18 protein-coding genes are annotated in these 18,484 nt (G+C 39.0%); 7 read left to right on the top strand and 11 right to left on the bottom strand.

What is annotated here, in order from left to right; all coding sequences use genetic code 11:
- Nucleotides 1-8: 8 nt before the first annotated feature.
- Nucleotides 9-707, bottom strand: a complete 699-nt coding sequence (locus ACPC57_RS02150; protein ID WP_217375093.1) for an XRE family transcriptional regulator — start codon at nucleotides 705-707, stop codon at nucleotides 9-11.
- Nucleotides 708-958: 251 nt separating this feature from the next.
- Here ACPC57_RS02150 and ACPC57_RS02155 point away from each other — a divergent pair, with 251 nt between their 5' ends.
- Together ACPC57_RS02155 and ACPC57_RS02160 are read left to right on the top strand one after the other, a co-directional pair.
- Nucleotides 959-1,210: a LysR family transcriptional regulator gene (locus tag ACPC57_RS02155; protein WP_434066212.1), complete on the top strand. Its 252-nt coding sequence runs from the start codon at nucleotides 959-961 to the stop codon at nucleotides 1,208-1,210.
- 9 nt (nucleotides 1,211-1,219) lie between these two features.
- Nucleotides 1,220-1,792 (top strand): LysR substrate-binding domain-containing protein, encoded by a 573-nt coding sequence (locus ACPC57_RS02160; RefSeq protein ID WP_434066213.1) that lies wholly within the window; start codon nucleotides 1,220-1,222, stop codon nucleotides 1,790-1,792.
- Between the two features lie 17 nt (nucleotides 1,793-1,809).
- On the opposite strand, the gene ACPC57_RS02165 is transcribed toward ACPC57_RS02160, so the two are convergent.
- From ACPC57_RS02165 to uvrB, 3 genes are all read right to left on the bottom strand, one after another.
- Nucleotides 1,810-2,157, bottom strand: a complete 348-nt coding sequence (locus ACPC57_RS02165) for an NAD(P)H-dependent oxidoreductase (protein WP_277843651.1) — start codon at nucleotides 2,155-2,157, stop codon at nucleotides 1,810-1,812.
- A 142-nt stretch (nucleotides 2,158-2,299) separates the two neighbouring features.
- Nucleotides 2,300-2,572 (bottom strand): aldo/keto reductase, encoded by a 273-nt coding sequence (locus ACPC57_RS02170; RefSeq protein ID WP_434066214.1) that lies wholly within the window; start codon nucleotides 2,570-2,572, stop codon nucleotides 2,300-2,302.
- 335 nt (nucleotides 2,573-2,907) lie between these two features.
- Nucleotides 2,908-4,893 carry an excinuclease ABC subunit UvrB gene (uvrB, locus tag ACPC57_RS02175; RefSeq protein ID WP_434066215.1) on the bottom strand — a complete coding sequence of 662 codons (1,986 nt, stop codon included), beginning with the start codon at nucleotides 4,891-4,893 and terminating at the stop codon, nucleotides 2,908-2,910.
- Nucleotides 4,894-5,096: 203 nt separating this feature from the next.
- On the opposite strand from uvrB, the gene ACPC57_RS02180 reads away from it, so the two are divergent.
- Entirely contained in the window at nucleotides 5,097-7,304 is a 2,208-nt protein-coding gene (locus ACPC57_RS02180) for an ABC transporter substrate-binding protein/permease (protein WP_434066216.1), read from the top strand.
- Nucleotides 7,292-8,032 (top strand): amino acid ABC transporter ATP-binding protein, encoded by a 741-nt coding sequence (locus ACPC57_RS02185; protein ID WP_130555592.1) that lies wholly within the window; start codon nucleotides 7,292-7,294, stop codon nucleotides 8,030-8,032. The genes ACPC57_RS02180 and ACPC57_RS02185 overlap by 13 nt, the downstream gene beginning before the upstream one ends.
- A 25-nt stretch (nucleotides 8,033-8,057) precedes the next feature.
- Here the strand turns inward: ACPC57_RS02185 and ACPC57_RS02190 are convergent, their stop codons facing one another.
- The 3 genes from ACPC57_RS02190 to ACPC57_RS02200 form a co-directional block, all read right to left on the bottom strand.
- A complete protein-coding gene (locus ACPC57_RS02190) occupies nucleotides 8,058-8,552 on the bottom strand; it encodes an adenylate kinase (RefSeq protein ID WP_277837182.1) in 495 nt (164 codons plus the stop codon).
- Nucleotides 8,549-9,040 (bottom strand): GNAT family N-acetyltransferase, encoded by a 492-nt coding sequence (locus ACPC57_RS02195; protein WP_434066217.1) that lies wholly within the window; start codon nucleotides 9,038-9,040, stop codon nucleotides 8,549-8,551. The genes ACPC57_RS02190 and ACPC57_RS02195 overlap by 4 nt, the downstream gene beginning before the upstream one ends.
- A gap of 122 nt (nucleotides 9,041-9,162) precedes the next feature.
- A complete protein-coding gene (locus tag ACPC57_RS02200; protein WP_217375085.1) occupies nucleotides 9,163-10,734 on the bottom strand; it encodes an L-lactate permease in 1,572 nt (523 codons plus the stop codon).
- Between the two features lie 449 nt (nucleotides 10,735-11,183).
- Between ACPC57_RS02200 and ACPC57_RS02205 the strand changes: the two genes are divergently transcribed.
- Nucleotides 11,184-12,716 carry an ATP-binding cassette domain-containing protein gene (locus tag ACPC57_RS02205; protein WP_434066218.1) on the top strand — a complete coding sequence of 511 codons (1,533 nt, stop codon included), beginning with the start codon at nucleotides 11,184-11,186 and terminating at the stop codon, nucleotides 12,714-12,716.
- A gap of 80 nt (nucleotides 12,717-12,796) precedes the next feature.
- Here the strand turns inward: ACPC57_RS02205 and ACPC57_RS02210 are convergent, their stop codons facing one another.
- Nucleotides 12,797-14,077, bottom strand: coding sequence for an O-acetylhomoserine aminocarboxypropyltransferase/cysteine synthase family protein (locus ACPC57_RS02210; protein ID WP_434066219.1), 1,281 nt, complete (start codon nucleotides 14,075-14,077; stop codon nucleotides 12,797-12,799).
- 177 nt (nucleotides 14,078-14,254) lie between these two features.
- Here ACPC57_RS02210 and ACPC57_RS02215 point away from each other — a divergent pair, with 177 nt between their 5' ends.
- Nucleotides 14,255-14,581 (top strand): hypothetical protein, encoded by a 327-nt coding sequence (locus ACPC57_RS02215; RefSeq protein WP_434065263.1) that lies wholly within the window; start codon nucleotides 14,255-14,257, stop codon nucleotides 14,579-14,581.
- Between the two features lie 138 nt (nucleotides 14,582-14,719).
- Here the strand turns inward: ACPC57_RS02215 and ACPC57_RS02220 are convergent, their stop codons facing one another.
- The gene (locus ACPC57_RS02220; RefSeq protein WP_239604799.1) at nucleotides 14,720-15,274 is read right to left on the bottom strand and encodes a hypothetical protein; all 555 of its coding nucleotides are present in this window, start codon (nucleotides 15,272-15,274) and stop codon (nucleotides 14,720-14,722) included.
- A gap of 20 nt (nucleotides 15,275-15,294) precedes the next feature.
- A complete protein-coding gene (locus ACPC57_RS02225) occupies nucleotides 15,295-15,762 on the bottom strand; it encodes a hypothetical protein (RefSeq protein ID WP_434066220.1) in 468 nt (155 codons plus the stop codon).
- A gap of 136 nt (nucleotides 15,763-15,898) precedes the next feature.
- On the opposite strand from ACPC57_RS02225, the gene ACPC57_RS02230 reads away from it, so the two are divergent.
- Nucleotides 15,899-16,684 carry a helix-turn-helix domain-containing protein gene (locus tag ACPC57_RS02230; RefSeq protein WP_434065266.1) on the top strand — a complete coding sequence of 262 codons (786 nt, stop codon included), beginning with the start codon at nucleotides 15,899-15,901 and terminating at the stop codon, nucleotides 16,682-16,684.
- 613 nt (nucleotides 16,685-17,297) lie between these two features.
- Here ACPC57_RS02230 and mutY read toward each other — a convergent pair.
- On the bottom strand, nucleotides 17,298-18,449 hold the full coding sequence (gene mutY, locus ACPC57_RS02235; protein ID WP_434065267.1) for an A/G-specific adenine glycosylase: 1,152 nt from the start codon (nucleotides 18,447-18,449) through the stop codon (nucleotides 17,298-17,300).
- Between the last annotated feature and the right edge of the window lie 35 nt (nucleotides 18,450-18,484).

An 18,484-nucleotide genomic window follows, 5' to 3' on the forward strand; every position in this document is an offset into this window, starting at 1 on the left:
TGTTCTCATTATTCAAGCTTCTCAATTGGTCTGAAATGGCCAACGACTTTTCCAACGATTTTAAATTCATCATATCCATACGCATACATATCAGGGTATTTGGGGTTGATGGAGACAATCCTATACCGATTTTTTTCTTTGTACACGCGCTTAATATAGGCTTTCCCATTAAGGGATATGGCATATACTGCACCATCATAATCATATCCTGAGGAGGAAAACAGGGCGACTTCTCCATCAGAGTAAGTTGGCTCCATGGACTGTCCCACAATAAATGAAGCAAAATCGTAGCTGTACTCTTCATCTGAGTAGACTGTACTAAACCGGTACTCGTCGTAGTAACTTTCACCATACCCAGCAGATAAGGGAACTTCTTCCAATACCTGAATAGGGTAAAGGGAAATGACCTTCTTAGAACTTTCTTCCATTTGATTTTTCAGTAATTCTTCTACAAAATGATCAGCACTCGTCCTATTTTTTTGATTTAAGCGGAGATAGTTGGATACAATCGTGTATTCAGATTCAAAATATGAATTTTCTACTCCAAATAAGCTCACTAAACGTTCTAAATTGGACTGATTTGGCTTTGCCCTTCCCAACTCCCAACTCGCATATGAAGCACGATTGATTTCTAATTGTTGAGCAATTTCCATCTGAGTCAAGCCTTTTTCTTTTCTCAGTTGTTTTAATCGTTCTCCAGAAAACATAAACACCTCCAATGTGTTTTATTAAACACATTATACAAAAATTTCTTTCAGTTGTCTATAAGAAAACAATCACGAACTGATTTTTTAAGTAAACAATTTTGAATTTTTTCTGGACTTAACGAACACTTGTAAGCTTATTGTCAACCACTACTTCAGCTTTCCACCACCCCATTATCAGAGATGACCAATACATTTACAAGCTCCTAAAAAATAGTAGAATAACAATAAAATAGATAGAATCGGAGGGGCAGATGCTACAATTACAACAATTAGAACAACTCATCGCCTTTGCGGATCAGGGAACTTTGTCCAAGGCAGCAGAGGTTTTACTGATTTCTCAACCCTCGCTAACGCACAATATGCAGAGCTTAGAAGACGATTTAGGCGTTCAACTCTTTCAGTGTAGTAAAAACAAACTTATCTTGACAGAAACAGGAAAATACACCGTTCAACAGGCCAAGAAATTGTTAAAACAACGTCAGACATTTTTGGAAAATGTCTAACGTTTTTCGATGCAAGCAACCACCTTATTTGGTGGTATCTGTGCTCCAGGGGTCAAATGGGAAATACGCTCTGGGCTAGCTGAACAAGAGAATAATCAAGAAATTCGTTTGGATTTACAAGAAAATGAGGCATTAATCGCTGGCTTAAAGGATGAGCACTATCAATTCATCGTAACGGATTTTCTATTAGATGAAGACGACATCTTATCAAATGGATTTTTTATGGAACAACTCTATCTGTCTATCCCCCCTGCACATCCTTTCGCTACGCAAGAGGAAATTACTCTTGATGACTTAGGCGATTTGACCATGTTATTACGATCCGATTTGGGAATTTGGCAACCCCTAGTCGACAGTCTGACAAGGACAAAGTTCATTGTTCAAAAAGATTGGGACGCCTTTGAAGAATTAATTTCCGCTTCTGCTCTACCAAGTTTCTCCACAAACATCACCCACCTGGCATCTGAAAATGACAGTCAGCGGGTTCATATTCCCATTTCTGATAGGGAAGCCACTAAAACTTTCTATATTTCTGCCTTAAAGAAAAACAAAGCTATTTTTGACCAATTAACAAAAAACTAGACGCGCTGTCTAGTTTTTTAGTTATTCACCATTCCCAGATAATCCATTCCATAAAGCCCCGCATAACGACACATAGTATAATCGCCCATCTCTAACACTTCTTGTGTCGGAGCAGAGCCTTGAAAGATAAAATAAAGTTTTTTTCCAACTAACTGATCGGTCACCACACCGTATTGGCGGTCCAAAAAATTGCGGACCAAGCCATTGATACTGTGCCAATAAACGGGCGAGCCAATGGCCAGAGTATCCACAGCAAAGACTTTCTGAATGACTTCCTTGAACTGATCGTCTAAAAAATCTTGACCGTAGTCATAAATTTTGTAATCTGCTAAATGCAGGGTTTCATATTCTTGATTTCTGAGCAATCTTTTAACTAGAGCAACTCTATTCCCATTTTATTTGGACTGCCATTGATAAATAAAGTTGTCATAATCTTATTCTCCTCTTATAAAAAATACTCTGCACTGTTCAACATGTAAACAATCGCAGAGTATAATATCTTTTTTCTTAGAACGATTTGCCAACAAATCCAGCAATAATTTTGACAGCTTTTGCAGCGTTATGATCTTCAAAAAGTGTTGTATTTGTATTCAGACTAGAAATTTTTTCCATGTCTTCAGCTGATAATTCAAAGTCAAAAATATCGAAGTTTTCTTGAATGCGAGCTGGTGTAACGGACTTAGCAAATGAAACTAGGTATGATTGCAAGTGCCAGCGCAACATAACTTGAGAAGTCGTTTTCTCATATTTTCTAGCAATCTCAACTTTTCGCGTTTTCATTCTTTTAGTCGTGAGCATGAATATCGTAGGCAGTCAAAAGATACTCTCCCACACCTGGCGCATTTGGATTGTGTGAGCCTTTTCCTTACCTGTTTGACCTAATTTTGTGTATTCCATTTCTTCTTGCTCCTTCCATATGAACTGCATTTTCTGTCTATACTATAATCCCCTTTTGTTGTTTTGTACAATGGACATTTTAAATAGTAGTATGCAATTTATGAATACTATGTCGTTTGAATTAACATACCATCGGTCCAACCTATAAAAAATCAAGAATGATTCAACCATTCTTGATTTTAACAATTGATGCTGTGTTTTAAAGAGCCAATCAAACTCTATAAATTTTTCAATTCAATGACCATATCACGAATCTGGGCTGCCAGTTCAAAGTCAAGCACTTCTGCTGCTTCCTGCATTTGACCTTCCAGTTTCTTGATCATAGCCTTGCGTTCATCTTTGTTGAGGGCATTGAAGTCCACCACTTCTTCCTTGTCCTGAGTAACAGCTTTGGTTACGCTAATCAGGTCACGGATTTCCTTCTTGATAGTTTGTGGGATAATACCATGCTCTTCATTATAAGCCATCTGGATTTGACGGCGGCGAGCTGTTTCTTCCATAGCCTTGCGCATAGACTCGGTAACCTTGTCCGCATACATAATCACACGACCTTCAGAATTACGAGCTGCCCGACCGATTGTCTGGATGAGCCCCCGTTCATTACGGAGGAAGCCTTCCTTGTCAGCATCTAGAATAGCCACCAGACTGACTTCTGGCACGTCAATCCCTTCACGAAGCAAGTTAATCCCTATCAAGACATCAAAGACACCCAAGCGCAAATCACGAATAATCTCCGTACGCTCCAAGGTCTTGATGTCCGAGTGCATATACTTGACCTTGACACCCATTTCTTTCAAGTAGTCGGTCAAGTCCTCTGCCATTTTCTTGGTCAGGGTAGTGATAAAGGTCCGCTCACCTTTGTCAACTTGGGCATTGATTTCACCTAAAAGGTCATCCATTTGGCCCATAGTTGGACGGACTTCCACTTTTGGATCCAGAAGCCCTGTCGGCCGAATGATCTGCTCAACAACGGTATCGGTCTGCTCCATTTCATAGTCACCCGGCGTCGCAGATACATAGACAATCTGGTGGACATGGCTCTCAAATTCTTCCCTGCGCAGCGGACGATTATCCAGTGCACTCGGGAGGCGGAAACCATAGTTGACCAACATCTCCTTGCGTGAGCGGTCACCATTGTACATCCCCTTAATCTGCCCCATGGTCATGTGGCTCTCGTCAATCATAATCAGGTAGTCTTCAGGGAAAAAGTCCAGCAGAGTATATGGAGGCTCGCCCTCGCTTCGCCCGTCCATGTGTCGTGAATAGTTCTCAACTCCGTTGGTGTAACCCATTTCCCGAAGCATCTCGATGTCGTACTCGGTCCGTTGTTTCAATCGCTGAGCTTCTAAGAGTTTTCCTTCTGCCTCAAAGACCTTGAGCTGCTCTTCCAGCTCCGCCTGAATCTTGGCAATAGCCGTTTCCATATGGTCATCGTTGGTCACGAAGTGGGTGGCAGGGAAAATCGCCAAGTGGTCCACATCGCCCAAAACCTTACCTGTCAGGCTTTCAATCTCACGAATGCGGTCAATTTCATCCCCGAAAAACTCCACACGGAAGGCGTGTTCATCACGAGAAGCTGGGAAAATCTCCACCACATCTCCACGTACACGGAAGCGTCCCCGTTGGAAGTCAATGTCATTGCGCTCAAACTGGATATCTACCAAGGAATTGAGCAACTGGTCCCGGGAAATCTCCTGGCCGGGTCGCAGACTAACCACGCTCTCTAAATATTCCTTGGGCGATCCCAAACCGTAGATACAGGAAACCGAAGCCACAACGATGACATCATTTCGTTCGAGAAGAGCTGACGTCGCTGAGTGACGGAGTTTGTCAATCTCATCATTGACCGAACTGTCCTTCTCGATATAGGTATCGCTAGATGGTACATAGGCTTCTGGCTGGTAGTAATCATAGTAAGATACGAAGTATTCGACCGCATTTTCTGGGAAGAATTCCTTGAACTCGCTGTAGAGCTGACCAGCTAGAGTCTTGTTGTGGGCGATGACTAGAGTGGGCTTATTAACACGGGCAATGACCTGGCTCATGGTGTAGGTCTTACCCGTACCAGTCGCCCCCATGAGAATCTGGGCTTTTTCGCCCCCCTCGATGTTATCAACCAAGGTTTCAATGGCTTGGGGCTGGTCACCAGACGGTGAGTATTTAGATACAAGTTTAAATTTGTTTTCAGTATTTCGATTTATCATACCCTTATTCTATCATAAGTTCTTCCTATTAAATAAAAAAAGACATCTGAATGAAACGAAGAAAAATAAGTTATTTTTTCAATGAAAAACTACCATCTATGTCAGAAGATATAACATTAGAAAAAGCGTTCATTTTGCAATAATTCTGACAATATGATATACTAGGTAAGTTATTTTATATAATATATAGAAGGAGTATGAAAATGAAGAAAAAATTACTCATGCTATTGGCAGGTATTCTGCCAGTATTCTTTGTTTTTACTGGTGTCAAAGCAGATGATACAATTGATATCGTATTTGACAATGCTTATGCCCCATTTGAGTTTAAGGACTCAGACCAAGTTTATAAAGGATTAGACGTTGATATTATCAACGAAGTTGCTAAACGTTCTGGCTGGAAGATGAATCAAAGTTTTCCAGGATTTGATGCTGCAGTCAATGCTGTTCAGTCTGGTTCTGCCGATGCCTTGATGGCTGGAACCACCATCACTGAAGCCCGTAAACAAGTCTTTACATTCTCAGATCCATATTTTGATACAAAGATTATTGTTGCAACAACAAAAGCAAACAAAATTTCGTCTTATGAAGATTTGAAAGGCAAAACCGTCGGTGTAAAAAACGGTACAACTGCACAAACATTCTTAGAAGAAAATAAAAACAAATATGGTTTTTCAATCAAAACCTTTGATACTGGCGATTTGATGTACAATAGCTTAGCGACTGGCTCTGTTAATGCTGTAATGGATGACGAAGCGGTTATTCAATATGCTATCCAACAAGGTCAAGATTTAAGTTTAGATATACCTGGTGAACCAATTGGGTCATTTGGTTTCGCCGTCAAAAAAGGTAGCAAATACGAATACCTAGTGGATGATTTTAATAAAGCTCTGGCTGAAATGAAAGAAGATGGTACCTATGAAACCATCATGAATAAATGGTTCGGTTCATCTGATTCTTCTGAAAGTACGGATTACTCTTCTCGATTAAACCTGACAGGAAGTGTCACTGCTAAAGCTACACCTGTAAAATCAAGCTATACCATTGTTTCTGACTCATCATTTGCACCATTTGAATACCAAGATGAATCCGGCAAATATGTTGGGATTGATATGGAATTGATCAAAGCCATTGCTGAGCAACAAGGATTTACTATCACCATTCAAAACCCAGGTTTTGATGCTGCCTTAAATGCTGTCCAAGCTGGACAAGCAGATGCTGTTATCGCCGGTATGTCAATTACAGATGCTCGTAAAAAAATCTTTGACTTCTCTGATGCTTACTATTCTTCAAATATCTTACTTGCCGTAAAAAATGGAAGCGATATTGCTTCCTATGAAGACCTAAAAGGAAAAACAGTCGGCGCTAAAAATGGTACAGCCTCATATACATTCTTAGAGAGCAACAAAGACAAATATGGCTATACTTTGAAAGCATTTGATGAAGCTTCTGGAATGTATGATAGTTTAAATTCTGGTTCAATTGATGCTCTTATGGATGATGAAGCTGTTCTTCTCTATGCCATCCAACAAGGACGCGACTTTGCGACACCAATTCCAGGTGAAAAATCTGGTGAATACGGATTTGCGGTCAAAAAAGGGGCTAACCCAGAATTGATTGAAATGTTTAACAATGGCTTAGCTGCCTTGGTTGAATCAGGCAAATATGATGAAATTCTAAACAAATATTTCAACTCAACAGAAGAAACAAGTGCTACGACTTCAACAGTAGATGAAACTACTATCATTGGACTTTTGAAAAACAACTACGGTCAGCTCTTGTCTGGTTTAGGTATCACAGTTGGACTTGCCTTGCTTTCATTTGCAATTGCCATTATCATCGGTGTTATCTTCGGTATGTTTGCTGTAAGTCCAGTTAAGTCACTCCGTGTTATTGCATCTGTATTTGTCGATGTTATTCGAGGTATTCCTTTGATGATCGTCGCCGCTTTCATTTTCTGGGGTATTCCAAACTTAATCGAATCCATAACTGGACAGCAGTCACCAATCAATGACTTTGTAGCTGGTACCATTGCTCTATCTCTCAACTCTGGTGCCTATATTGCAGAGATTGTTCGAGGTGGTATTCAAGCAGTCCCAGTAGGTCAAATGGAAGCCTCACGTAGCTTGGGTATTTCTTACGGAACAACCATGCGTAAGATTATCTTGCCACAGGCAGGTAAAATCATGCTACCAAACTTCATTAACCAGTTTGTAATCACATTGAAAGATACAACTATTATCTCTGCTATCGGTCTCGTAGAACTTTTCCAAGCAGGTAAAATTATTATTGCACGTAACTATCAGTCATTCCGTATGTATGCAATTCTTGCTATCATCTACTTGGTAGTGATTACACTCTTAACACGCTTAGCTCGTAAACTTGAAAAAGGAGGTAAACAATGGCACAATTAAAAATCAATATACATGATCTCCATAAGTCTTATGGATCTAATGAAGTGTTAAAAGGAATAACCACAAAATTCTATGAAGGTGACGTTGTGTGTATTATCGGCCCTTCTGGTTCTGGTAAATCAACCTTCCTCCGCACAATGAACTTACTGGAGACCATCACAAGCGGCCAGGTAACAGTTGATGGTTATGATTTAACAGATCCTAAAATAGATGTTGATGCCTTTCGTTCAAATATCGGAATGGTATTCCAACACTTTAATCTCTTCCCACACATGACAGTTCTGGACAATATCACATTTGCCCCTATTGAACACAAGCTTTTGGATAAAACAGAAGCTGAAAAAGTTGGAATGGAATTGTTGGAGAAAGTCGGTTTATCAGACAAACGTGATGCCATGCCAGATAGCTTATCTGGTGGCCAAAAACAACGTGTAGCTATTGCCCGTGCGCTTGCAATGAACCCAGATATCATGCTCTTTGATGAACCAACTTCTGCTCTTGACCCTGAAATGGTTGGAGACGTACTTAACGTAATGAAAGACTTGGCTGAGCAAGGTATGACCATGTTGATTGTTACTCACGAAATGGGCTTTGCTCGCAAGGTTGCTAACCGCGTTATCTTTACAGATGGCGGAGAATTCCTTGAAGATGGTACACCTGAACAAATCTTCGACAACCCACAACATCCACGTCTCAAGGACTTCCTAGATAAGGTATTGAACGTGTAAGCTAAACGAAAAGCCTTGACTTGCGTCAAGGTTTTTTGATTTGCTTCAAAAAATAGTTAGCCTCTTTTCTGGATGAAAATATAAAAATTTCCTTGTCCTTATAAACGGAAAGCAGATTAAAAATATTTGGGCGAACCTGCGTTCGAAAATTCTTTACAAACTCTAATAATTCTTCATCGACAGTAATCTCAACCCATGGCATATCCACTCTCGGTTTGCCAACACGACTGTATAGCCCCTCCACGCAAACTGCTTCTGGATAATCTAAAAATAGTATCGTATCACAAGCCGCCATTCGAAGTTCATAAGTCCCCCCATAATTACCATCGACAATCCACTCTTCTTGCCTTAATACTTCTTCTTGACGAGCTTGAAAAACTTCCCTAGCAACTGTTGTCTTGTCCGATAACCAGTTTAACTGATCCAAATGATAGAGGGGCAGTCCTGTAATTTCTTTCAATTTCAGTGAAAAGGTCGATTTTCCAGCACCAGGGCAACCAATAATCATTACTTTCTTCATACTATTAACCTATAGGACCAACCTTTCTGTGTCTTTTCAACAGCTTCAAAGCCACATTTCTCAAATAGCTTACGAGAACCTGTATTCCAGTCATAGATTTCTTTGACAAGTATTTCCTCAAGCCCCACTTCCCTTGCACGCTCGATCATTCGATGTAACACCTTAGTCCCAATCCCTTTTTTCCAATACCTCCTGTCTCCAATGGCAATAGCAAAATCATCTTTAAAAAGAGTCACATCACCTATTGGTTGATACTTCCCATCTTCAAGGATTTCAATAAAATAGCACTCTCCATTTTTTGATAAATAGCTATACATACGATTAAGCAAGTCCACACTATAAACTTCCTCATCCCCATCAATGAGCCAGACCAATTCCAAATCTTGATGCCATATCAAAGCAAAATCATGATATCCATCATATTTTCTTAACCGAAGATACTTGTTGATTTCTAATAGTTTCGGTTGTTCCACTCCCTCTATAGCCACATTTTTCCCCTTAGCAAGTAATATTTTTTTCCATTTTATCACAATCTGCTATCGAACGACATCATTTTATTGATGGATTAATTCATAAACATAAAAACCTCATTTTCATGAGGTTTAGAATTTTATAAAAGTAGTCCAATCAGTGCTGCGATAATTCCATAAACAAACATTGGGATTGCTGTCTTCTGCATAATATAGCCTTCCTGGCGACGAACACCAGATACCGAAGACGCTGCAATGATGTTATTGATACAAGTCATATTGCCCATTGCCCCACCAACTGATTGCATCGCCAAAATACTAGTCATATTTAGCCCCGTCTGAGTAGCAATTGACTGCTGAACTCCTCCAAAGATCAGGTTGGAAATGGTAGCGGATCCTGAGAAAAATGCACCAATTGCACCGAGATAAGAAGCAAACAACCCCCAGAATGGTCCTGTCGCTGTCGCAAGAGACATACCAATAATAGAGACCATGGAATTGTCACCATTTAGTAACATAAATTTCACCATGGTCACCCCGCCAAGAAGAGCAAAGAATGGTTCTGCAACTTGATGAGCTGTTTGTCCAATTGTTCTCCAAACATTCCCTTTCATACTTGGATACAACCAAGATAACATAAAAACGATAAGGAAGAATGGAATAAATGCTGGTGCATACAGCAGTTCAAACGATTCGCTGGAACTCGTACCAAACACATTGGTCAAAGTGATTTTTAAAGCCTTTGTTACTTCCAAATCTGCAAAGCCAAGATTAGTCTTAAACAAGATAGAATCTGTCCTCATCAAGGCCTTAATTCCTAATTGAGGAACCCGTGTCACAACTAAGATAAGCACCAGACTAATTAATGGTAATAGGGCCTTAAATAATTCGTTCAGATTCACAGGTTCGAGCTCAGAAATGCTCGTATCAAATTTGCTTAATCCAATTTTTTTCTTAGCCAATGCAATGGAAATAAGAAAACCAATTGCACCCCCGATTAAGGAAGGAAACTCATAGTTTATAGTTGCCAGAAGTGTCATTGGAAGTGCGCATGAAAATACAGTCAAATAAACAAAAAGAAGATTTTCTTTAATCTGTTTCCAGCTGAACACATACCTTAAAGCAATAATTGGAATAACCAATCCAGCAGCTAAATGTACAAGAGAGGCTTTAAAACCAAGTTCTCCTATCTGCTGACTCGTCAACCCCAATGCTCCAAAACCAAACCAAGTAGGTGTTCCAACCGCACCGAATGAAACTGGTATGGAGTTAAAAATCAATACTGCGATGACAACTTTTATAGGCTCAAATCCTAGGGCAATTAAAATGGGTGCAGCAATCGCAGCTGGAGTTCCAAAACCAGAAGCTCCTTCAACCATAAAAGCAAAGGCATAGCCAATAATCATCATTTGTGCAACAGGATTCGGAGTCAAACCAGACATCCACCTATTGATAATCGACTGATTTCCTGTTTTCTGTTGAAAATTATTAAATAACACAGCTCCCATAATGACGGTAATTGGCGTCAGAGTTGCCCAAAAACCTGTCACCAGACCTGAATTAAGTAAAGCAAAGTCAGTTTTGAAATAGACAAGCAAAATCAAGTAAACCAAACCTGCTATCGCTGGCAAGGCATAATTCGCTGCCACCCTCAATTTTATCATCAGAAAAATCAAGACAACAATGGGTAAGACACTTAAAAAGATATCCATAAATTTTTTTCATTTCCCTATTTATTTTCAAACCAAAGATTTGAATCATCTGTCAGCTCTACATCATACCTAACCAGCATGATCAAGTAAAAGAAACCTAACATTGTGTGTATTATAGCACAGGTTGGGGAAAAAAGTAACACCCTATCTATGAATTATTTTCATTATTTTTCAACAAGTAGTCTCCTACGACCAATCATTCGTCTTGCTGACTATCTCTTTAAAAATTGACAAATCTCAATACATATGGTAAACTATTAGAAAATTGTAATTGCGAGGTAAGGAGAAATGGACAGTAACAAGTAAACTCAATTTAAGTTCAATGCTTATTTAGTAGTTTTCTTGCGTCCATTTTTCTGTTCCCTCTATTCCTTGAATAGGGTCTTTTTGAGCAGATTTTGACACACTACTAAATAGGTAGTGTGTTTTTTTCTTGTAAAGGAGGCCTTATGCTACTAACCACTCATCACCTATCCCTCGACCATCAAAAAGATTTGCGAAATCTAGTTCAGGACCTAAACCTCATTGTTAACCCTGGCGATAAAATAGCCATCATCGGCGAAGAAGGAAATGGAAAATCCAGTCTCTTACTAACCTTGATGGATTCAACACTTGTCGCCAACTACCTACTTCAATCAGGCAGTATTCACAGATATTTTCACTCACCAGTCTATATTCCCCAAAGTCTTCCACTGGAAATAGCAGAGCTAACCTTGAACGACTACTTCTTCGCTGACTTGGACAGCGACATTGATTACGGCCTTCTCTACCTCTATGCTGACCAGCTCCAGTTTGACAGCGAGCGATTTTCCAGTCAACAATTGATTGAAAGCCTGTCAGGTGGTGAAAAACTAAAAATTCAGTTAATCAAATCTCTAGCAACTCCATCTGATATTATTTTTCTGGATGAGCCGTCCAATGACTTGGATTTAGATACCTTACTTTGGCTTGAAAACTATATCATCACGAGCCCAAAAACAATTCTATTTGTTTCTCACGATGAAGACTTCCTCAGTAAAACAGCTACAAAAATCATTCACCTGGAATCTGTTAAGAAGAAAACTCTTGCACAGACTAAGGTTGAAGAACTAGATTACCAGGATTACGCACAGAAGCGCCAACAAGCCTATCAGAAACAAGTTCAACAAGCTCGGAATGACCAAAAAGAATTTGACAAAGCCATGAATAAGCACCTACGACAAAAATCACAGGTGCGCAATACCTTGCTCAATACACATGATGCTACTATGGGACGCCTCATTGCCAAGAAAATGAAGAATGTCTTATCACGTGAAAAACGCTATGAAAGAATGAAGGAAAATCTCACAGAAGTACCTTTTTATGAAGATGCCATTTCCCTCTTCTTCTCAGACATTTCACCACTACCAGCTAGAAAGCAAGTGCTTCACTTAGAAAACTTTCAATTGAACGTTGACAAGCAGCAATTAGTTAGCAATATCCATTTCAACATAAATGGACAAGGGAAAATTGGCATCATTGGACAAAATGGAATTGGTAAATCCAGTTTTCTAAAGCTAATCTATCAAGAACTCAGGCAACGAGCAGATATAAACTTGGGATACATGCCCCAGCGCTATTCAGAAGTCCTTGATGATTCTAAAACTCCACTTGATTTTCTATTGGAAAATGGCAATCGTGAGGAGGAACAACTAATCTTGACACATCTAGCCAGTCTGCAGTTTACACGACAAGAAGTTCATCACAGGAACTGTGAACTTTCAGGGGGACAAAAAGCCAAGTTACTCTTGTTAAAAATGGTTCTTGATCAAGCCAATTTTCTCTTATTAGATGAACCCAGTCGAAACTTCTCTCCTACTTCTCAGCCATATATTCGTCAACTATTTGACGATTATCCGGGTGGTTTGGTATGCGTATCACACGACAGACGTTTTTTGAAAGAAGTTTGTCAAAGAATCTACCGACTAACTGAAAGTGGACTGGAAGAACTAAAACAAATATAAAAAAGAAAACTGGCGTACATGCCAAATTTCCTTTTATTATTTATTCATAAAGAATGAAGTCAAGCAAATTAACTCATAGCCTATAATTTATCAAGAGCAAGTTGCAAATCTTCAATCAAATCATCGACGTTTTCAAGTCCGATGGATAGGCGAATTTGATTTGGTGTGACACCAGCAGCAAGCAAATCTTCTGGAGCTAACTGAGCGTGCGTGGTTGTAGCTGGATGAACTACTAGTGATTTCGCATCGGCAACGTTTGCTAGATTAGAAAAGATTTCCAAGCCATCAATAACCTTACGAGCTTCTTCTGTTCCGCCTTTTACTTGGAAAGAGAAAATAGATCCAACACCTTTAGGCAGGTATTTATCTGCCAAAGCCTTATAAGGACTATCTGGAAGTGATGGATAATTGACCGACTCAACATTAGGGTGATTGAGCAAGAAATCAACAATCTTTTCAGCATTTGACACATGACGCTCTACACGGAGAGACAAGGTTTCTAACCCTTGCAAAAGCAAGAAGGCGTTAAATGGAGAAAGGGCTGCACCTGTATCGCGAAGTAATTGTACACGAACTGCTAAAATAAAAGCTGCTGCACCAATATCACGAGTGTAACTAATATTGTGATAACTTGGATCTTCTTCAACAAATTGCGGAAACTTACCAGATGCCGCCCAGTCAAACTTGCCACTATCGACAATCACACCGCCAATGGTCGTACCATGCCCACCAATAAACTTTGTTGCAGAATGAACTGCGATATCAACACCATGAGAAAATACATTAATCAAATATGGAGTTGCAAAGGTATTATCTGAAACAAGCGGGATGTGGTGATTGTGTGCAATTTCTGCCAATTTTTCAAGATCAGGAATATTGATAACAGGATTTCCCAAGGTTTCAATAAATACCAGTTTTGTATTATCTTGAATGGCAGCTTCTACAGCTTCAAAGTCATCAATATCGACAAAGCTTGTTGTAATACCATAGCGAGGAAGGGTTTCTTTGAAAAGATTAAAGGTCCCACCATAGAGAGTGGTCGCTGCTACAATATGATCCCCAGCGTGTGCCAATGCTAAAACAGTATAGGTAATCGCTGCCATACCAGAAGCTACTGCGAGCGCCCCAATGCCACATTCTAAGGCAGCAATACGATTCTCAAAAGTAGCAACCGTTGGATTGGTAATACGAGTGTAGATATTACCAGGTTTACGTAAAGCAAACAAATCCTCCGCTTCTTGAGCATCTTCAAATACATAGGAAGTTGTCTGATAAATAGGTACCGCACGCGATTTTGAAGCAGCATCAACCTCCTGTCCAGCATGAAGTTGAAGGGTTTCAAATGAAAATTCTCTAGCCATAAAGATACTCCTTTGGTCTTTTTCAGTATTCTACCTTATTTTTACCATCTTGGCTAATATTTAAATGTTACGGGACTCTATAGTTAATAACTATAGCTATTTACTGAATAATTCTTCCATTTTAATCCAATACTCATATTACTTGAATAAAATAAGAAGAACAGATACAATGATATTATGAATACATTACTAGAATATATTGGGCCAATATTCCTTGTTATCTTGATAATTTCTTATAGTTTTTATCGGCGGTTCCATCCCGATACTAAGGATACCAAACAGCCACCTAGGTGTCCAAAATGTAAGTCTATTAAGCTTCAAACCTATACTCCAAGTCGAAAACAATATTTTCGTAAAGCTGGTATGGTCGGCCATGCAATCAACGGTGTTGAAGGAGCAATGTTTGCAATGCTCTATGAAGCCAATAGAACATATTATCGCTGCCAATACTGTGGTCAACGTTTTTCCAGAAAAGAAAACCGTTTTATCTCCAACATTGAATAACCCCACCTAATTTTTATTCGTTAACTTCTATCTTAAAACGCATTGCTTAGATTCCTTTACTTGGAATTCTAACCAATGCGTTTTTATATTTATCTACTATTCTTACCCTTATGGAATCTATCCTTACAAGTATGTCGACTAGCTAACCAACTTAAAAATTCCTGTCCAATTCAAGAAAGCCTTTCTGCGCATCCGTTCAATCTCAGTTCGAAAGAGGCCTGCTATTGTTGCACGATTTAAAACGACACTATTTTCACGAGAAGAATTCATCACTTTAGTAACAAGTCTTTCCACTTCTTCTCCTTCTCTAGTTCCCATATCCCACAATTCTTGAAGTACTGTTTTATTATACATCTTTTCATACTCTGCCATACCTTGTAGCACCCAATATCTGTGATCACTTTCGACTTCTAACCACTGCCATACAATTTCAGCATCTGCCACATCTGGTTTTTCATACTGACACGATTGACAGAGTACCATTTGATTCGCAAAACTAGTCATGTCTGTTTTCCATTTATGCGATACAATTTGATAAGCAGCCACAGCATGAGAAGTTTTACATCTCCAACATAGACCGTTGTGAACTTCTGTATCATCAAAAATCCCTCGCTCAACCAAGGTGTCCATCCAGTAGTCCTCAATCTTTGATAAATCCATTTTAGTATTTTGCATAGATAACATCTTTAACATCTTCATTCTCCCTTAAATCCTTATTTATTTTCCAATAGTTGTGACCGAATCATACTCGCTTGTAGCATTGCCAGCTCGACAATACAAGGATACTGACTTAAATCTAAATTCTCCAACAAACGGTAAGATAAAAATAACTTCGGCTGTAAATGTGTCAGAGGTTTTGACCAAATAACTTGTTCATCTTGAAGTTGTTTGATGGCCAAAAAATATAGGTGATTGACCATGAGATAGGCTTTGCCATTTAACAAATAGGCATAATCCTGCATCAAATCCCGACAAAATGATGCAATCCACACAGCAGCTGTCTTTTCAACATCGAATTGGTTAGTACGTAATAAGTTTGCTGTGAACAAACTTCCCTTTCCAAAATCCTCAGACCACCTGCCTTCAAAATCTTCCCTGTTTAACGGAGAGGTCAACCCAAAATGGCTAGCATATGTTTCCCATTCCTTATAAATATCATTCCAAGAAATAACTGTCTTCATAATCGACCCTACCTCCGTTTTTCATTTATGTGAGATAATTTTAACACCAATTTTCTGTTTTGTCAAACATGTTAAACAATATTTGCAAACAGAAATATAAAATGGTATAATTAGTTAAACAAATAAGGAGACAACCATGATACTAGGCGAAATATTAAAGGAATACCGAAGCAAACATTCATTATCAATGGATAAATTTGCGGAGCTATCTGGTTTAACAAAGGGATATATTTCCATGTTAGAAAAGAACCAACATCCCAAAACAAAAAAAGCTCTTTTGCCGACATTGGATACTCTTGAAAAAGTAGCAAAAGGAATGTCCATATCTGTTGGGGAATTGATCGAACAGTTAGACACCAATCAAGATATTGCTTTGACAATTACTCCTAGGCAATTCAAGCTTTTTCAGCAACCAATCCATCCTCAGGTCCAGCTCTTGGATAAAGAGTTACAAGAACCATTTCACAGTCAATGGCTAGCCTTTGGTCAAGAACAGTTACTGGCTATGCGGGAAACTAGTCAGACAAATATTTTACAAATGGATGATTACCGTGATCGGGTTGAGTTAGCCGTTCCAGGTAAAGTCTCTGCTGGTACTGGTTATTGGCAGGATACTGATTTGAATAACCTAGTATCATTCTTCAGTGATGACATTCCCGACAGCCACACATATGATACAATCGCCCAAGTAGTTGGGGATTCCATGGCTCCACAGATTCAAGATGGAGATTATTTATTTATTCGATTAACTCCACATATTCCATTAAATGCCATTGGGATTTTCTCCGTAAATGGGGAAAATTTTGTTAAAAAGTTCAAAGGCGACTACTTACAATCACTCAATCCAGACTATGATGATATATATCTTAATGCAGATGACGATATCCGCCCAATTGGTCAAGTGGTTGCAATTTATGAGTAAAAAAAGGAGGCTTACTCGCCTCCCTTTTCTTTTAATGGAAAAGTCTCTCATCTGATGACTGTTGACAATTGATACTCTTTTCAAAACCAAAATGAACTGGTGTCAACTTTTAATCTTGATAGAGTTGATTTAATATGTAAATTAATTATTAATTTAGCTATCCTTATGTCGATTGATTGTCCTCTACTATTTTATTAAAAGTGTGGAGATTGCTTATTATTGAAAATCACTAGAGGTTTTGATTTCTCACTTTTCTAAAACACATATTTTAAGAATGAGTTATTATGGTACGAAAATATTAGCCTTTAATGTTGATTGAACCGGATAGCTAGGCTAATGTAAGGTACAAATGCTTCACATTACGAAATTATAATTTCCAAAATATTACTTGGATAACCGATGAAAGACTTTTCCCCTACTAGAATCTGCAACTCTTTTGCAAAAGATTCAGAATCCTAGTAGTATAAACAAACTTACTGAACGCAAATAGACTCCTTTCAATTAAGCCAGATGGCGTTCAACATCTTAAATCAAACTATTTCCTTTTTTCAATTAGATTATACCATTATTGTAAAGCGCTTTCAAATAATTATGTGCTCCAAATTCAATTTTTTTAACTTTCTTTTGCTTTTACAAAAGATTCCCACATTTTCTGCTGCGGTTTTGCAAATGGATAGGTAGGAAAATCTTCTACAGAGACCCATTTCAATTCTTTTGAATCTGGAAGTGTGCTTGAATCAGATATACCTTCTATCAATTCGATTTGCCATTTGCGGTGACTAAAAACGTGCTGTACGTTATCAAATTCTTGCTCTTGCCAATCAACAGTCAGACCATAAAGTTCCGTAAAGCTCTGCCGAATATCTGGCTGAACAACTTCTTCTGCAACATCAAAGAGAGAGACTTGTTTGTCAACGACTGCTCCTTTTTCCAAAAGCGGAAAGGACCAAAAACCTGATAGAAGACCTGCTTCATTATTTTTTTCCAATAAAAATTGATTTTCTTTATTTCTAATGAGAAATCCTTGGTAGGCCACGGGAATCGGCTTTTTCTTTGGTGCTTTGATTGGATACTTGTCCATTGTACCGTTTAAGTAGGCTGCGCTAAAGGCTTTGACTGGGCTGTCCTGGGGACGTGGATTAACTGGCGATTCAATATCCGAACCCAGATCCATCAGGGCTTGGTTGAAATCACCCGGTCGCTCTGGATCAATCAATAGCTCCATCATCGCTTGGAAAATCTTGCGATTGGCAGGCAAACCAATATCATAATCAACCTCAAACAAGCGGCTGAGAACCCGCATCACATTGCCATCTACCGCTGGTTCTGGCAAATTAAAAGCAATACTGGAAATTGCTCCAGCAGTATAAGGACCAATGCCCTTTAGGCTTGAAATGGCTGCATGCGTGGTCGGAAATTGCCCATCAAAATCTTCTACCATTTGCTGCGCTGCCTTTTGCATATTCCGCACGCGCGAATAATAGCCCAATCCCTCCCAGAGTTTGAGAATGACCTCCTCTGGTGCTTGTGCTAAATCACTAATCGTAGGCAAGTGATGGAGAAACCGTTCATAATAAGGAATGACAGTGTCAACTCTTGTCTGTTGTAGCATGATTTCCGACACCCATATAGCATATGGGTCCCTTGTCCTTCTCCAAGGCAAATCACGTTTATTATCATCATACCAGTCTAAGAGTGCCTTGCGAAAAGCTTGAATCTTTTCCTCCGGCCACATTTCAATTCCATATTCATTCAAATCTAACATAAGTTTAGTATAACACAAAGAAAGGGAGCCAGCTT

It is taken from the genome of Streptococcus sp. VTCC 12886, assembly GCF_049893425.1.
GTDB lineage: Bacteria > Bacillota > Bacilli > Lactobacillales > Streptococcaceae > Streptococcus > Streptococcus suis_AA.

Excerpts from the sequence above, each read along its gene's own strand:
- ACPC57_RS02150 (WP_217375093.1), bottom strand. The coding sequence starts at position 707 with ATGTTTTCTGGAGAACGATTAAAACAACTGAGAAAAGAAAAAGGCTTG.
- ACPC57_RS02155 (WP_434066212.1), top strand. The coding sequence starts at position 959 with ATGCTACAATTACAACAATTAGAACAACTCATCGCCTTTGCGGATCAG.
- ACPC57_RS02160 (WP_434066213.1), top strand. The coding sequence starts at position 1,220 with ATGCAAGCAACCACCTTATTTGGTGGTATCTGTGCTCCAGGGGTCAAA.
- ACPC57_RS02170 (WP_434066214.1), bottom strand. The coding sequence starts at position 2,572 with ATGAAAACGCGAAAAGTTGAGATTGCTAGAAAATATGAGAAAACGACT.
- uvrB (WP_434066215.1), bottom strand. The coding sequence starts at position 4,893 with ATGATAAATCGAAATACTGAAAACAAATTTAAACTTGTATCTAAATAC.
- ACPC57_RS02180 (WP_434066216.1), top strand. The coding sequence starts at position 5,097 with ATGAAGAAAAAATTACTCATGCTATTGGCAGGTATTCTGCCAGTATTC.
- ACPC57_RS02185 (WP_130555592.1), top strand. The coding sequence starts at position 7,292 with ATGGCACAATTAAAAATCAATATACATGATCTCCATAAGTCTTATGGA.
- ACPC57_RS02190 (WP_277837182.1), bottom strand. The coding sequence starts at position 8,552 with ATGAAGAAAGTAATGATTATTGGTTGCCCTGGTGCTGGAAAATCGACC.
- ACPC57_RS02200 (WP_217375085.1), bottom strand. The coding sequence starts at position 10,734 with ATGGATATCTTTTTAAGTGTCTTACCCATTGTTGTCTTGATTTTTCTG.
- ACPC57_RS02205 (WP_434066218.1), top strand. The coding sequence starts at position 11,184 with ATGCTACTAACCACTCATCACCTATCCCTCGACCATCAAAAAGATTTG.
- ACPC57_RS02210 (WP_434066219.1), bottom strand. The coding sequence starts at position 14,077 with ATGGCTAGAGAATTTTCATTTGAAACCCTTCAACTTCATGCTGGACAG.
- ACPC57_RS02215 (WP_434065263.1), top strand. The coding sequence starts at position 14,255 with ATGAATACATTACTAGAATATATTGGGCCAATATTCCTTGTTATCTTG.
- ACPC57_RS02220 (WP_239604799.1), bottom strand. The coding sequence starts at position 15,274 with ATGTTAAAGATGTTATCTATGCAAAATACTAAAATGGATTTATCAAAG.
- ACPC57_RS02225 (WP_434066220.1), bottom strand. The coding sequence starts at position 15,762 with ATGAAGACAGTTATTTCTTGGAATGATATTTATAAGGAATGGGAAACA.
- ACPC57_RS02230 (WP_434065266.1), top strand. The coding sequence starts at position 15,899 with ATGATACTAGGCGAAATATTAAAGGAATACCGAAGCAAACATTCATTA.
- mutY (WP_434065267.1), bottom strand. The coding sequence starts at position 18,449 with ATGTTAGATTTGAATGAATATGGAATTGAAATGTGGCCGGAGGAAAAG.